Origin of the sequence: Marinobacter sp. (genome assembly GCF_041690615.1) — a bacterium.
Taxonomy (GTDB): Bacteria; Pseudomonadota; Gammaproteobacteria; order Pseudomonadales; family Oleiphilaceae; genus Marinobacter.
In genome coordinates this window covers 1-14,057 of record NZ_JAWLGY010000030.1, presented here as the reverse complement: position 1 = coordinate 14,057, position 14,057 = coordinate 1, and the positions used below count along the sequence as shown (strand labels likewise).

Sequence of the window (14,057 nt, the reverse complement as noted above, 5' to 3'; positions counted from 1 at the left end):
AACGACGAAAGAACGTCAGATTTCCGGCAGGAGTTTTCCCATGGATAAATCCATCTACATCGGCATGTCCGGCGCCAAGCAGAACATGATGGCGCAGCAGGCCCATGCCAATAACCTTGCCAACGTCAACACCACCGGCTTCAAGAAAGACTTCGCCCAGGCCCGCAGCATGCCCGTCTTCGGCGAACACCACCCGACCCGCGCCTACGCCATGACAGAACGCCCCGGAACCGACTTTGCGCCCGGACCGCTGCAACAAACCGGCCGTGACCTGGACCTGGCGGTTGAGGGTGAAGGCTGGCTCGCGGTCCAGAATAATCAGGGCGAAGAAGTCTTCACCCGTTCCGGCAGTCTGCAAGTGGATGTCAATGGAATGATGCGGCTTGGCTCCGGTGAAATGGTTCTTGGCAACGGCGGCCCTGTGGCGCTGCCTCCTTACGAGCGACTCCTGATCGGCGCTGATGGTACCGTCTCCATCCAGCCTGTGGGCGGCCCTCCCGACCAGTTGGTGGAAATCGACCGGCTGAAACTCGTCAATCCGCCGGCGGACGCCCTGATGAAAGGGGAGGACGGCTTTATCCGTCGCAAGCCCGACCAGGCCATTGACGGCCCGGAACAGCCGGACGCCAACATGCGAGTAGCTTCGGGTTTCCTGGAAAGCTCCAACGTCAATGCCGTTGAAGAAATGATCGCCAACCTGGAGCTGTCGCGGCAGTTCGAAATGCAGGTAAAGGTCATGCAGACCGCCGACGAGAACTCCGAGGTTACGGCACGACTGTTGCAAAACCTCTGATAACGACACGAACAACGGCCCCGTCGCCCGAAAAGCGGCAAACCCTCGCCGCCCGGCGGCCAGCCAGAAAGGAGTACCGACATGCATCCAGCACTTTGGGTCAGTAAAACCGGTCTGAGCGCCCAGGACACGAAGATGACCACCATCTCGAACAACCTGGCGAACGTGAACACCACCGGCTTCAAGCGTGACAACGCCGTGTTCCAGGACCTGCTGTACCAGGTGAACCGGCAGCCGGGTGGCCTCAATACCCAGAATGCCGAGCTGCCGTCTGGCCTGCAGTTGGGTACCGGTGTGCGGGTAGTGGGCACCACCAAGCAGTTTACCCAGGGCAACCTGCAGGTGACCGAGCAGCCCCTGGACCTGGCCGTGGATGGCCGCGGGTTTTTCCAGATCCAGATGCCGGATGGCGAAGTTGCCTACACCCGGGATGGCCAGTTCCAGGTGAACTCCGACGGTGATGTGGTCACCCCCGATGGTTATCTGCTCGAGCCCAACATCAACATTCCGGAGAACGCTACCAGTGTCACCATCGGCAAGGATGGCACTGTGTCCGCAGTGGTCGAGAACCAGGCGGACCCAGTGAATCTGGGGGAGATTCCCCTGGTGGATTTCATCAACCCCCAGGGTCTGCAGGCCATGGGTGGCAACCTGTTCCGGGAAACCGCAGCCAGTGGTGACCCCCAGGAAGGTGAGGCTGGCATCGGCGGGCTGGGCACCATCCAGCAGGGTATGACCGAGGCCTCCAACGTTGAGGTGGTGGAAGAGCTGGTCAACATGATCACCACCCAGCGGGCCTACGAAATGAACTCCAAGGTGGTGTCGGCTTCTGACCAGATGCTGCAGTTCATCACCAACAACATCGGTTAACGGTTAGCGGATACTCGATCATGACAGTCCTCATCACCAAATCCGCCTTCGGCGCACACAGAGGTCTCCCCGGCACCGCCCTGATCATGGTGCTGGCCCTGTTGCAGGGCTGTCAGTCCATGACCCGGGAGCGTCCGGAACCCAACGACCCGGCCTACGCCCCGGTGCGTGCCGAGGCCATGGAGCAGCGGGGACCGCACACGGGTGCCATCTATCAGAGTTCCCGCAATTACAGCCTCTACGGTGACAGCACCGCACTGAATGTGGGCGACATTCTCACGGTGACACTGCAGGAGTCCACCAGCGCCAGCAAGAACGCCGAGAGCAGTATGACCAAGGACAGCGAGATCGGTCTGGGTACTCCGTCCTTCTTCGGTCGTAACTTCGAGCGCCTGGGCGGCAGTGTCAACAGTGAGCGGGATTTTGAAGGTCAGGCCGAGGCGGACCAGAGCAACAGCCTGGCAGGCAATATCACGGTCACGGTAACCGAAGTGCTCCCCAACGGTGTGTTGCATATTCGCGGCGAAAAGTGGCTGTCGCTGACCAATGGTGACGAGTATATCCGGGTCAGTGGTCTGGTTCGCCCGGAAGACATCTCTCCCGATAACACGGTCTCGTCCCAGAGGATTGCCGACGCACGGCTGGCCTATGGTGGCACCGGTGATTTTGATCAGGCCAACCAGCCCGGCTGGCTTACCCGGTTCTTCAACAGTGAGTGGTGGCCCCTGTGAGTGTATCCAGAATCCTCGCAATCAGTCTGATCCTGGCCCTTGTGTCCGGCCCGGTCCTGGCCGACCGGCTAAAGGATCTGACCAGGGTAAAGGGTGTACGGGATAACCAACTGGTGGGCTACGGCCTGGTGGTAGGGCTCGATGGCACCGGTGACTCCGGCCCGGCCACCAGCCAGACGTTCCGAAACATGATGAACCGCTTCGGTATCACCATTCCGGAAGGCGTTAATCCGAACACCGACAATGTGGCAGCGGTGAGTGTCCATGCCACGCTGCCCCCGTTTGCCAAGAACGGCCAGGAGCTGGATATTACCGTCTCGTCCCTGGGCAATGCCGATAGCCTGCGCGGCGGTACACTGCTGATGACCCCGCTCAAGGGTGCCGATGACCAGGTGTATGCCATGGCCCAGGGCAGCCTTGTCGTGGGCGGTTTCGGGGCGGAAGGTCAGGACGGGTCCCGTATCACGGTCAACGTGCCCAGCGTGGGCAGGATTCCCAATGGCGCCACCATTGAGCGAGAGATTACCAGCCCCTTCACCGAGGGTGACACCATTACCCTGAACCTGCTACGGAGCGACTTCACCACCGCGCGCCGGGTCGTGGAAACCATCAACGATTACCTGGGTGAGGGTATGGCCTACGCCCATGATGCTACCTCTGTGTCTGTGAAAGCGCCCCGCGATCCCTCCCAGCGGGTGAGTTTCCTGTCGATTCTGGAAAACCTCGAAGTCGACCCGGCGGAAGAGGCGGCCAAGGTGGTGATCAACAGCCGCACCGGCACCATTGTGGTGGGTCAGAACGTTCAGGTCAGCCCGGCGGCGGTGACCCACGGCAACCTGACGGTCACCATAGAAGAGAACCCGAACGTGGACCAGCCCAACCCGTTCACCGATGGCGAGACGGTCGTTACACCGGATACCCAGATTGCGGTCACCGAAGACCCCGCCAGGATGTTCCAGTTTGGCCCGGCCACCACCCTGAACGAAATCGTGCAGGCGGTGAACCAGGTGGGCGCCGCGCCGGGCGATGTGATGGCGGTGCTTGAGGCCCTCAAGCAGGCGGGCGCACTTCGCGCCGAGCTGATTGTGATATAGGTGATCTGATGCAGCAGTCCGGAATCCAGCAGGCTCAGTACTACACCGAATTCAGCGGCCTTAATGACCTGAAGACCCAGGCCCGTACCGATCGCAAGGCGGCGCTGGAAAAGGTGGCCCGACAGTTTGAAGGCCTGTTCCTCAACCAGATGCTCAAAAGTATGCGCTCGGCCAACGATGTGCTGTCGGAAGGCAATTACCTGCAGAGCAACGAGTCCGGGTTTTACCAGGATATGTTTGACAGCCAGCTGAGTCTGTCCATGGGCAAGAATCAGGGCTTCGGCCTGGCGGATGCGCTGGTCCGGCAGCTCAGCCGGCAGATTCCGGGCATGGATGACCAGGGTAATGCGATGCCGGGTGCCCGTCGCACCCTGGCGGATTACGACCGAAGCCTGCCGCCCCTGTCGCCGAAGCTCCCGGAACGGGTGAGTGAGGTCCGGGCGCTGGTGGAACAGCCGGATAATGGACCGGTGTCGAACGCCAGTGAGGGGCAGGGCCAAACCCGGGCTGCGACCAGCGGACAACCAATGCCCGAACGTTTTGACAGCCCGGAACACTTTGTCCGCACCCTGTTGCCCCTGGCACAGGATGTGGCAAAGGAATCCGGCATTGACCCGCGGCTTATGGTGGCCCAGGCAGCCCTGGAAACCGGTTGGGGCAAGCATATGATTCGTGGCAACGACGGTGCCCACAGCTACAACCTGTTCGGCATCAAGGCCGACGGCCGCTGGCAGGGTGAGTCGGTCAATATTGCCACAACCGAGTTCCGTGAAGGCGTTGCCATGAAGGAGCGCTGGGACTTCCGGCGCTATCCGGATTACCGGGAAAGCTTCCAGGACTATGTCAGCTTCCTGCAGGACAACCCCCGTTACCGGGATGTCTGGGAAGTGGCGGATCAGCCTGACGTGTTTGCCGAGCGCCTGCAGGAAGCCGGCTACGCCACCGATCCGGCCTATGGCCGCAAGATTCGCAACATCATGGAAGGGGAACCCTTTGAGGCGGCCCTGAACCAGTTCCCGACCCTGTCCATGGTCGGTGAGGAGTAAGCACCATGGCAGGTCTGATTGGTATCGGTCTGAGTGGGGTGCTGGGGCATCAGTCCGCCCTGAACACCACCGGCAACAATATTACCAACGCCAATACCCCGGGCTACAGCCGGCAGGAAGTGCAGTTCGAGTCCAGTCCGACTCGCTATACCAGCAACGGGTCTGTCGGCACGGGTGTGGACATTGCCAATATCCGGCGGCTTGCCGACCAGTATCTTGTGGATCAGGTACGCTCCGACACGGCGCTGCATAGCGAGCAGGAAACCTTGCGCAAGGAGCTGTCCCGGCTGGACGACTTGCTTGGTGGAGAAGACACCGGCCTGTCCAAGACCCTGAACAATTTCTTTGCCGCCATGCAGAATGCGGCTGAAGATCCGGGCTCATTGCCGCAGCGCCAGCTGGTACTGAGTGAGGCCCAGAGTGTGGTCAACCGGTTCCAGGCACTGCACGAGGAATTCATCCAGCAGCGGGAGCTGGTGAAAACCCAGCAGTCCGAGAATGTGGCGGACGCCAATACGCTGCTCAATACGGTGGCGGAGTTGAACCTCGCTATTTCCGAATCTCCCGGCGTGGCCCAGGGTCGACTGCCCAATGATCTGGTGGACCAGCGGGACGAGGCCATCCGCAAGCTGTCGGAAATCCTTCAGGTTCGTGTGAACCAGGCTGGTGGCGGCCAGCTGAACGTATCGCTGGCCAATGGCCAGTCTCTCGTCGTGGGTGCGGATGCGTCTCAGCTGGGCACCCGGCGTAATGCGGATGATCCCACGCGGCTGGAATTCACCCTCACGGATGGTAGTCGTACCCGGGTGATTGATGACCAGGTTACCGGCGGTAAACTTGGCGGCCTGCGACGTTTCGAGAGTGAGGGCCTGGCTCCGGCCTTCGATGAGCTGGGCCGGGTGGCCATTGCCCTGCAGGAATCCGTGAATCACCAGCACCAGATCGGTATGGACCTGGAAGGCGACCTGGGCGGCCTGTTCTTCAGCGAGGTAAACAGCCGGGAGAAGCAACTGGCCCGGGCTATTGCCAGTGGCGACAACCAGCCGCCCCAGAATTCAGTGGTGGGGGTGGATATCACCGATCCCTCGGAACTGCCGGCAGGCTCCTGGACCCTGCTGTTTACGGAAGAAAACGGCCGCAGTTACGAACTGATTGACCAGAAAAGCGGCAAGGTGGTGAACCAGGGTCGTCTGCCGGATGAGCTGCCCGCTGAAATTACCATGCCCGGGTTCAACGTTTTTGTGGAGTCCGGAAGCTTCAGCAAGGGTGACAGCTTCCAGATCCAGCCAACCCGTTTCGAAGCGTCCAACATTGACCTGAAAGTGGAGCGGGAAGAGGATCTTGCCTTCGCAAGCCCGGTGCGTGCCCAGGCTGACAGTGGCAACAGTGGCGATGCGAAAATCAATCAGGGCCTGATGTTTGATGTGCGCAACCCCCGGACCAACGCGCCACTGTCGGAGTTCAGTCAGCGGGGAGAGTTGACACCGGATCTGGAGATCTATTTCACGAGCGACAACGAGTACGTCATTCGAGACCCGGAGAACCCTGGCACACCGCTGGAAACAGGTACCTATCAGCCGGGCATCAGTAACAAGCTGTTTACGGAAGACCCGGCAGATTCGAACTACCGGGGGTTCCAGTTCGAGATCAGTGGCAACCCGAAGGCAGGGGACAGTTTCAGCATCGGCTATAACACCAATGGCAACGCGGACAACCGCAATGCCGAGCTGATGGCGGCCCTCGCCACAAAGAACACCATGAACAACGGCAGCCAGAGTTTCACCGAAGGCTACGCCGGCCTGGTAGAGCAGGTGGGCGTGAAAACCCGCCAGGCCCAGCTGGACAGTGATTCCGGCAAGACCCTGCTGGATCAGTCCGTAAACCAGCGCGAAGCCGTTTCGGGGGTCAATCTGGACGAGGAAGCCGGCCGGTTGATCCAGTACCAGGCGGCCTATAACGCCTCTGCCCGGGTGATGGGCGTGGCCCAGGAACTGTTTGACACACTGCTTGGCACTTTCCGTTAGGCCAGGTTTGAGGTGAAGTGACATGATCAGAATTTCATCGCAGCAGATCTTTACCGGTGGCACCAACCGCCTGCAGGATCTGAACGTCAATCTGAACAAGACCCAGGAGCAGGTATCCACCGGCAAGCGGGTCAACCGGCCTTCTGACGACCCTGTGGCCGCCGCGCGGATCCTCAAGCTGGACCAGGAAGTGGGTCGCATCGAAACCTACCAGCGCAACGTGGGCCTGGCGGAGAACCGGCTGCAACTGGAAGAGAGTTCGCTGGAGAGTATGGTGGACATAATCCAGCGGGTTCGTGAGCTCACCGTTCAGGCGGGTAACGGTTCCCTGACGGCCAATGACCGGCAGTCCATCTCCGCCGAATTGAAACAGCGGCTGCAAGAACTGGCCTCCCAGGCCAATACCCAGGACAGTGCGGGTTCCTACATCTTCAGCGGCTTTCAGGGGGATACCCCCGCCTTTGCCAAGAACATCAACGGCGACTGGGTGTACCAGGGGGACGAAGGCCAGCGGAAACTGGAAGTGGATGATGGTGTCAATGTGGCCATCAGCGACCACGGCAAGGACCTGTTCGTGAATGTGCCCGCGGGTGGGCCGACGTTCTTCACTGAGGTGGGACCAAATGTTGAATCGGGGGCGCGGATCAGTAGTGGTGTGGTGCTGGACCCTGAACAGGTCGCTGGGGCTTCACCCACGGACTACCTGGTAACGATCGAGCAGGACGGGACGCAAACGTCTGGATTCCGGTACGATATCCGCGACAAGAACGATCCCGGTGGTGCGGTACTGGAGTCAGGTGAATATGTCAGTGGAGAGAGTATTCGCTATCAGGGAATGCAGTTCGAGATTTCTGGAGCCGAAGATGGCGATGAGTTCCGTATCAACACCAGTGAAAAGCAATCGATATTCCGCTCCATCGAGAAGCTGATTTACGGCCTGGACAACCTTCCGAAGCAGCCAGAGGCTGGCGCGATCACCAGCTTTGCGCCTGAAGCTGGTGATGTACTTGAAATCAATCAGGCGGCTTTTACGTTCGATGGCACTGAAGATCTGGCTGATCTGGCCGCGCTTATTAATGGCTCGGAAGATGAGTCATTGGCAGGTATAGAAGCAAGTGTGGAGAATGGTGAGCTCAAACTGATCTCATCGGGTAGCAAAATCAGCATTGATGCCACAGGAATGATCGCAGGGGAGCTGCAAACGTCCGGCGCCCGTTTCGACAACATCGATGTCGGGCCGGCGGTTACAGACCCGGTTACTGAAGCCAACTTCATCAGCACCCAGGCCACCTACGACCAACTTATCGGTGACTCCCTGGCCAACCTGGACAATGCCCAGGAGTCCATCCTGCGCACCCAGACCGAAATCGGTGGGCGCATGAACCAGCTGGAGTCCACGGGCAAGTTCCTGGAGAACTCGTCCCTGTACGCGAAAGACCTGCGTTCCCAGCTGCAGGATGTGGACTACGCCGAGGCGATCAGCAATCTCTCGTTCCAGAGCTTTGTGCTGCAGGCGGCGCAGCAGTCCTTCGCCCAGACGTCGCAACTGTCGCTGTTTGACCGGCTGTAACGGAGCTTTGTTATTCCGTCGTTTGCTTTCGCAACCGGCGTCAGTATAATCCGGGCTCTCGACGACCGGGCAACCTGTGTGGCGGCGTGGTGAAATTGGTAGACACGACGGATTCAAAATCCGTTGGGGTAAAACCCGTGGCGGTTCGAGTCCGCCCGCCGCTACCATTCCTCATTGGCCCGGTGTATTCAGAATTCCGGCCTTCCAGGGCCGGCCCCGGGTCGACCTGTCCATGAAAGTCTCTGATTTCCATTTTGAACTGCCCGACGAGCTGATTGCCCGTTACCCCATGGCCGAGCGCAGTGCGTCCCGCATGCTTTGCCTTGATGGCATCTCCGGCACTTTGGCCCACCGCCAGTTCCGCGATTTGCCGGACCTGCTGGAGCCCGACGATCTGCTGGTGTTTAACGACACCCGGGTCATCCCCGCCCGCCTGTTCGGCACCAAGGACACCGGCGGAAGGGTGGAGGTTCTGGTGGAACGGGTTGAAGCCACCGATACCGTACTGGCCCATGTGCGTGCGTCCAAGGCACTGAAAGCCGGTCAGCGGGTCGTGCTGGAAGATGGCTCCGCGCTGGTAATGCTTGACCGGGAGGATGCCCTGTTCCGGCTGCAAACCGAATCCGGAGAGGCCATGCTTGATCTGCTGGAGCGGGCAGGGCACATGCCCCTGCCGCCCTACGTGGACCGCCCCGATGAAAACTCCGACCGGGAACGTTACCAGACGGTCTACGCCCGGGAAGCCGGCGCCGTAGCCGCCCCCACTGCGGGCCTGCATTTCGACCAGTCCATTTTTGACCGCCTCGCCGAAAAGGGCATCCAAACAGCGTTCGTTACCCTGCACGTTGGTGCGAGCACCTTCCAGCCAGTGCGCGTTGAGAAGGTGGAAGACCACGTCATGCACAGCGAAGTGGCGACGGTGCCGGAGGCGGCGGTCGAGGCGATCCGGGCAACCAGGCGCCGCGGTGGGCGGGTGATCGCGGTAGGCACCACCTCGGTACGGTCACTGGAGTCTGCCAGTCGCGGCGGGGCGGTGCGGCCGTTCCAGGGGGAGACAGATATCTTCATCCGGCCTGGTTACCGGTTCCAGACCGTGGACGCCATGATCACCAATTTCCACCTGCCAGAGTCCACGCTGATCATGCTGGTAAGTGCCTTTGCCGGCTATCACCACACCATGGCGGCCTACCGTGAGGCGGTGGCTGAACGCTATCGCTTCTTCAGTTACGGCGATGCGATGTTCATTACCGGCCAGGAGCCCAGCCTCGGGGCACTCGCCGGACCAGGAGCCTGAGATGCGCGACGATTGTTTCATGACTTTTGAAAAGCTGGGTGAAGACGGCAAGGCCCGCCGTGGCCGGCTGACCTTCCCCCGGGGTGTGGTGGAAACACCGGCCTTCATGCCCGTGGGTACCTACGGCACCGTCAAGGGTATGCTGCCCCGGGATATCGAAGCCACCGGCGCCCAGATTATCCTGGGTAACACCTTTCACCTGATGCTGAGGCCGGGCACTGACGTCATCAGGGCCCACGGGGACCTGCATGATTTTACCCAGTGGCAGGGGCCTATACTGACCGACTCCGGCGGCTTCCAGGTCTTCAGTCTCGGGGAAATGCGCAAGATCACCGAGCAGGGCGTGAGCTTCCGTTCGCCGGTGGACGGTTCGCCGGTGGAACTGAACCCGGAAATCGCCATGCGGGTCCAGCGGGATCTGGGCTCCGATATTGTGATGATTTTTGACGAGTGCACCCCGTACCCGGCCACCGGGAAACAGGCCCGGGAGTCCATGGAAATGTCCCTGCGCTGGGCGGCGCGAAGCAAGGCGGCCCATGGCGACAGCCCGTCCGCACTGTTTGGCATTATCCAGGGCGGCATGTACAACGACCTGCGCCAGCGGTCCCTGGAGGGCCTGGTGGACATCGGCTTTGACGGTTACGCCATTGGCGGCCTGTCCGTGGGTGAGCCGAAAGAGGAAATGATCGCCGTACTGGACGACCTGCCGGCGCGGATGCCCGAAGACCATCCCCGTTACCTGATGGGTGTCGGACGCCCGGAAGACATTGTGGAAGCGGTGCGCCGTGGTGTGGACATGTTTGATTGTGTGATGCCCACCCGCAACGCCCGCAACGGGTATCTGTTTACCTCTACCGGTATCGTCAAGATCCGTAACGCCACTCACCGCCACGATACCACGCCGCTGGATGCGGAATGCGATTGCTACACCTGTTCACATTTCTCGAGAAGTTATCTGCATCATCTTGATAAGTGTGGTGAAATGCTGGGCTCGCAGTTGAATACCATCCACAACCTTCACTATTACCAGAAGGTCATGGCCGGATTGCGCGGGGCTATTGAAGCAGGTACATTGTCCGACTTTGTGGAATCCTTCTACGCCAAGCGTGGCCTGCCCGTGCCGCCCCTGGCCCGGGGCTGATCCTCCACGCACCCGTATTCATTGCAGAATCATTAACGGAGACATTTTATGAAAGCAGTAAAAGCCATGTTGGCCACCCTCCTGGCCGCCGCCGTGCCGGGTGTTGCCCTGGCCCAGGATGCCGCCCAGGGCATGGGTGTTATGGGGCAGGTGATTTTCTTTGGTGGTTTTATCCTCATTTTCTACCTGCTGATCTGGCGTCCCCAGTCAAAGCGGGCCAAGGAGCACAAGTCACTGATGTCAGGCCTGAACAAGGGCGACGAAGTGGTCACCTCCGGTGGCATTGTTGGCCGTATTACCCGTGTTACCGACGATTTCATCGTGCTGGAAGTGGCCGATAACGTGGAACTGAAGGTTCAGAAGGTTGCCGTCGGCGCAGCTCTGCCCAAGGGCACTCTGAAAGACATCTGAACACACTGACCAGGGAGGCCGCCGCGATGAAGGCGGCCTGATAGCGGTCAAGAAAGGGCTCCTATGCTGAACAAGTATCCGCTTTGGAAAAACATACTGATCCTGGTCGTGCTGGCGATCGGGTTCGTCTATGCCTTGCCGAATGTCTTCCCCGACGACTACGCCGTTCAGATTACCGGTGCACGCAGTGGTACCGAGATCAGCCAGCAGACGGTCGACCGGGCTTCGGAGGCACTGGAGGAAGCCGGCATCGCCATCAAGGGCATTGACCGCGAGGAGCGCAGTGCGCTGATTCGCGTCACCAGCTCTGATGACCAGCTCGAGGCACGGCCGATTGTTCAGCAGGCCCTGGGTGAGGAATTCCTGGTTGCCCTGAATATGGCCGAATCCACCCCGGAATGGCTGCAGGCGGCCGGGGCGGGTCCCATGAAACTGGGTCTCGACCTGCGCGGTGGTGTTCACTTCCTGCTGGAAGTGGACATGGAAACCGCTGTCGAGCAGCGTCTTGAGGCTACCTCCAGCCAGATCAAGCGGGAGCTGCGTGAGGAACGTATTCGTTATCTTGGCGGGGACCTCTCGGACGGTAACAACATCGAGCTTTCGTTCCGCAGCGAAGGTGACCGTTCAGAAGCCTTTGACATTATTCGCGACCGCTACGATGAATTCCTGCTGGACGAAAGCACGGAGGGTGAGAACTATCTTCTGAATCTGAGCCTGTCCGAGCAGGAGATACAGCAGATCCAGGACTACGCCATTGAGCAGAACCTGACCACTATCCGCAATCGTGTCAACGAACTGGGCGTCGCGGAACCGCTGGTTCAGCGTCAGGGGGCAGACCGTATCATTGTGGAGCTCCCCGGTGTACAGGACACCGCCCAGGCCAAACGGGTGCTGGGTGCGACTGCCAACCTGGAGTTCCGTCTGGCGGCCCGACAGGACGCACCAAGGGCTTCTACCGAGAGCTATCCTTTCCGAGACGAGCCCGAGCGTACCGCTCGTCTGGAGCGGGAGGTTATTGTCACCGGCGAGAATGTCTCCAACGCCAACCAGGGTTTTGATGAGAACGGGATGCCGCAGGTCAACATCACCATGGATGGCGTGGGCGGTGACCTGATGACTCGTGCCACCCGCAATGCCGTCGGTCGGGGTATGGCGGTACTGTTCATTGAGTTCCGCACTGAAATGGAGCAGGAAGTCGTCGACGGCGAGGTGATTACCCGCGAGGAGAGGGTAGAGGAAACCAGCATTATCTCCCTGGCGACCATCCAGTCCACCCTGGGCTCCAGTTTCCGTATTACCGGCCTGGACTCCATCCATGAAGCCTCGGAGCTCGCGCTGCTGCTGCGTGCGGGCGCCCTGGCAGCCCCCATGTACTTTGTCCAGGAGCGGACCATCGGCCCGAGCCTCGGGCAGCAGAATATTGATGCCGGCTTCATGTCGGTTGTAGTTGGTTTCATTCTGGTACTGGTGTTCATGGCCGTGTTCTACCGGGCGTTCGGTCTGGTGGCGAATGTGGCGCTGACACTGAACCTGATGTTGCTGCTGGCGTGTATGTCGATCATCTCTGCCACACTGACCCTTCCCGGCATCGCCGGTATCGTATTGACGGTGGGTATGGCGGTGGACGCCAACGTACTGATTTTCGAACGTATAAGAGAGGAACTGCGGGAAGGTGTATCGCCCCAGTTGGCCATTAACGCCGGTTACTCACGGGCTTTTGTTTCCATTGTGGACGCCAACATCACCACCTTCCTGGTCGCGATTATCCTGTTCGCCATGGGCTCCGGTCCGGTGAAGGGCTTCGCCGTAACCCTCAGCATCGGCATCCTGACCTCACTGTTCACCGCACTGGTAGTGAGCCGGGCGATGGTCAATGCCATTTATGGAGGCCGGAAGGTCGAATCTCTCTCGATCGGAGGCAAGCTGGCCAATGTCTGATACCCGTACCGAAAAATTCGATTTCATGAATCTGCGCAAACCGTTCGCAGTCATCTCGGTATTGCTGGTGATAGCATCCATCGTACTGCTCGGAATGCGGGGGCTTAACTTCGGGCTGGACTTCACCGGGGGCACCTCGGTGGAGCTGGAGTACGCCGAGGCTCCGGAGCTTGATGATGTCCGCAGTGACCTGACAGATGCCGGCTACGAGGGGTTCGTGGTGCAGAACTTTGGTTCTGACACCCTGGTTCTGATTCGTATGCAGGAGGCCGGTGACGACGAGCTTGGCCCCCGCATTCTCGAGGATATCCGGAGCCGTTCAGACAGCGATGTAGAGCTTGTAAGCTCCGAATTCGTGGGTTCCCAGGTTGGTGATGAGCTCAAGGAAAACAGCGGCCTTGGGATGTTGCTGGCGCTGGCGGTGGTGCTGATCTACGTGGGTATGCGCTTCCAGTTCAAATTCGGTATTGCCTCGGTGATTCCCCTGGCCCACGACGTGATTATCGTGCTGGGCATCTTTGCCCTGTTCCAGTGGACCTTTGATCTTACCGTGCTGGCAGCCCTGCTGGCGGTTATCGGCTATTCGCTGAACGACACCATCGTGATCATGGACCGTATCCGGGAAAACTTCCGCAAGCTGCGGATTGATGACCCGGAGGAAACTGTCAACCTTTCGATCCATGCGGTCATCAACCGGACAATCAACACCTCATTGACCACCCTGCTGGTGCTGATGGCGTTGTATTTCCTGGGTGGTGAGGCCATCAACAACTTTGCCCTGACCCTGGCCATCGGTGTCATCGTCGGTACCTACTCCTCCATTTACGTGTCGGCGAATCTGCTGGTTACGCTGGGCGTTACCCGCAGTGATATGGTTGTGCCTCCGAAAGAAGGCGTTGCCGGTGAGGGTGACGAAGAGGAAGAGCCACCGGAATGGCTGAACCGGATGTGACCGGTCAGGCCAGGAATGCCCGCAGCTCAGACGATCTGCCGGGCATGTCCGCCGCATAAAAAAGCCGGACTGGAGATTTCCAGCCCGGCTTTTCTGTAGTGCGCCAGGCATGGCGCGTAGCGCCTTGACGGCGCTGTTCCGGTCCAGGTGGTGCTGGCCGGATGACTTGGGGGTGCAAGTCCCCTGTGGGCCC

At 59.8% G+C, this 14,057-nt stretch carries 12 protein-coding genes and 1 tRNA gene; all 13 read left to right on the top strand.

Translation table 11 applies throughout. The features are described from left to right. Positions 1 to 40: 40 nt before the first annotated feature. The 13 genes from ACESMZ_RS16010 to secF all read left to right on the top strand — a co-directional run bounded on the left by ACESMZ_RS16010 (position 41) and on the right by secF (position 13,864). Positions 41 to 793, top strand: a complete 753-nt coding sequence (locus ACESMZ_RS16010; protein WP_372957192.1) for a flagellar basal body rod protein FlgF — start codon at positions 41 to 43, stop codon at positions 791 to 793. A gap of 81 nt (positions 794 to 874) precedes the next feature. Continuing rightward, on the top strand, positions 875 to 1,663 hold the full coding sequence (gene flgG / locus ACESMZ_RS16005; protein ID WP_372957193.1) for a flagellar basal-body rod protein FlgG: 789 nt from the start codon (positions 875 to 877) through the stop codon (positions 1,661 to 1,663). 20 nt (positions 1,664 to 1,683) lie between these two features. Beyond that, on the top strand, positions 1,684 to 2,394 hold the full coding sequence (gene flgH, locus ACESMZ_RS16000) for a flagellar basal body L-ring protein FlgH (protein WP_372957194.1): 711 nt from the start codon (positions 1,684 to 1,686) through the stop codon (positions 2,392 to 2,394). After that, positions 2,391 to 3,488 carry a flagellar basal body P-ring protein FlgI gene (locus ACESMZ_RS15995; RefSeq protein ID WP_372957195.1) on the top strand — a complete coding sequence of 366 codons (1,098 nt, stop codon included), beginning with the start codon at positions 2,391 to 2,393 and terminating at the stop codon, positions 3,486 to 3,488. The genes flgH and ACESMZ_RS15995 overlap by 4 nt, the downstream gene beginning before the upstream one ends. A gap of 8 nt (positions 3,489 to 3,496) precedes the next feature. After that, a complete protein-coding gene (gene flgJ / locus ACESMZ_RS15990) occupies positions 3,497 to 4,534 on the top strand; it encodes a flagellar assembly peptidoglycan hydrolase FlgJ (protein ID WP_372957196.1) in 1,038 nt (345 codons plus the stop codon). 5 nt (positions 4,535 to 4,539) lie between these two features. After that, positions 4,540 to 6,558 (top strand): flagellar hook-associated protein FlgK, encoded by a 2,019-nt coding sequence (gene flgK, locus ACESMZ_RS15985; RefSeq protein WP_372972965.1) that lies wholly within the window; start codon positions 4,540 to 4,542, stop codon positions 6,556 to 6,558. A 22-nt stretch (positions 6,559 to 6,580) separates the two neighbouring features. Further along, a complete protein-coding gene (gene flgL, locus ACESMZ_RS15980; protein WP_372972964.1) occupies positions 6,581 to 8,128 on the top strand; it encodes a flagellar hook-associated protein FlgL in 1,548 nt (515 codons plus the stop codon). A gap of 80 nt (positions 8,129 to 8,208) precedes the next feature. Then, positions 8,209 to 8,295: transfer RNA gene (locus ACESMZ_RS15975), tRNA-Leu, on the top strand. 65 nt (positions 8,296 to 8,360) lie between these two features. Beyond that, positions 8,361 to 9,422 (top strand): tRNA preQ1(34) S-adenosylmethionine ribosyltransferase-isomerase QueA, encoded by a 1,062-nt coding sequence (gene queA / locus ACESMZ_RS15970; protein WP_372972963.1) that lies wholly within the window; start codon positions 8,361 to 8,363, stop codon positions 9,420 to 9,422. Between the two features lie 19 nt (positions 9,423 to 9,441). Further along, a complete protein-coding gene (gene tgt, locus ACESMZ_RS15965; protein WP_372957255.1) occupies positions 9,442 to 10,563 on the top strand; it encodes a tRNA guanosine(34) transglycosylase Tgt in 1,122 nt (373 codons plus the stop codon). A 48-nt stretch (positions 10,564 to 10,611) separates the two neighbouring features. Next, positions 10,612 to 10,974 carry a preprotein translocase subunit YajC gene (gene yajC / locus ACESMZ_RS15960; RefSeq protein WP_248230823.1) on the top strand — a complete coding sequence of 121 codons (363 nt, stop codon included), beginning with the start codon at positions 10,612 to 10,614 and terminating at the stop codon, positions 10,972 to 10,974. Positions 10,975 to 11,037: 63 nt separating this feature from the next. After that, a complete protein-coding gene (secD, locus tag ACESMZ_RS15955) occupies positions 11,038 to 12,912 on the top strand; it encodes a protein translocase subunit SecD (RefSeq protein ID WP_372972962.1) in 1,875 nt (624 codons plus the stop codon). Continuing rightward, entirely contained in the window at positions 12,905 to 13,864 is a 960-nt protein-coding gene (gene secF / locus ACESMZ_RS15950) for a protein translocase subunit SecF (RefSeq protein WP_372972961.1), read from the top strand. The genes secD and secF overlap by 8 nt, the downstream gene beginning before the upstream one ends. Positions 13,865 to 14,057 lie beyond the last annotated feature (193 nt).

What these genes read in the sequence shown, in the direction of transcription:
- ACESMZ_RS16010 (WP_372957192.1), top strand. Translation starts at nt 41, where the DNA reads ATGGATAAATCCATCTACATCGGCATGTCCGGCGCCAAGCAGAACATG.
- flgG (WP_372957193.1), top strand. Translation starts at nt 875, where the DNA reads ATGCATCCAGCACTTTGGGTCAGTAAAACCGGTCTGAGCGCCCAGGAC.
- flgH (WP_372957194.1), top strand. Translation starts at nt 1,684, where the DNA reads ATGACAGTCCTCATCACCAAATCCGCCTTCGGCGCACACAGAGGTCTC.
- flgJ (WP_372957196.1), top strand. Translation starts at nt 3,497, where the DNA reads ATGCAGCAGTCCGGAATCCAGCAGGCTCAGTACTACACCGAATTCAGC.
- flgK (WP_372972965.1), top strand. Translation starts at nt 4,540, where the DNA reads ATGGCAGGTCTGATTGGTATCGGTCTGAGTGGGGTGCTGGGGCATCAG.
- flgL (WP_372972964.1), top strand. Translation starts at nt 6,581, where the DNA reads ATGATCAGAATTTCATCGCAGCAGATCTTTACCGGTGGCACCAACCGC.
- queA (WP_372972963.1), top strand. Translation starts at nt 8,361, where the DNA reads ATGAAAGTCTCTGATTTCCATTTTGAACTGCCCGACGAGCTGATTGCC.
- tgt (WP_372957255.1), top strand. Translation starts at nt 9,442, where the DNA reads ATGACTTTTGAAAAGCTGGGTGAAGACGGCAAGGCCCGCCGTGGCCGG.
- yajC (WP_248230823.1), top strand. Translation starts at nt 10,612, where the DNA reads ATGAAAGCAGTAAAAGCCATGTTGGCCACCCTCCTGGCCGCCGCCGTG.
- secD (WP_372972962.1), top strand. Translation starts at nt 11,038, where the DNA reads ATGCTGAACAAGTATCCGCTTTGGAAAAACATACTGATCCTGGTCGTG.
- secF (WP_372972961.1), top strand. Translation starts at nt 12,905, where the DNA reads ATGTCTGATACCCGTACCGAAAAATTCGATTTCATGAATCTGCGCAAA.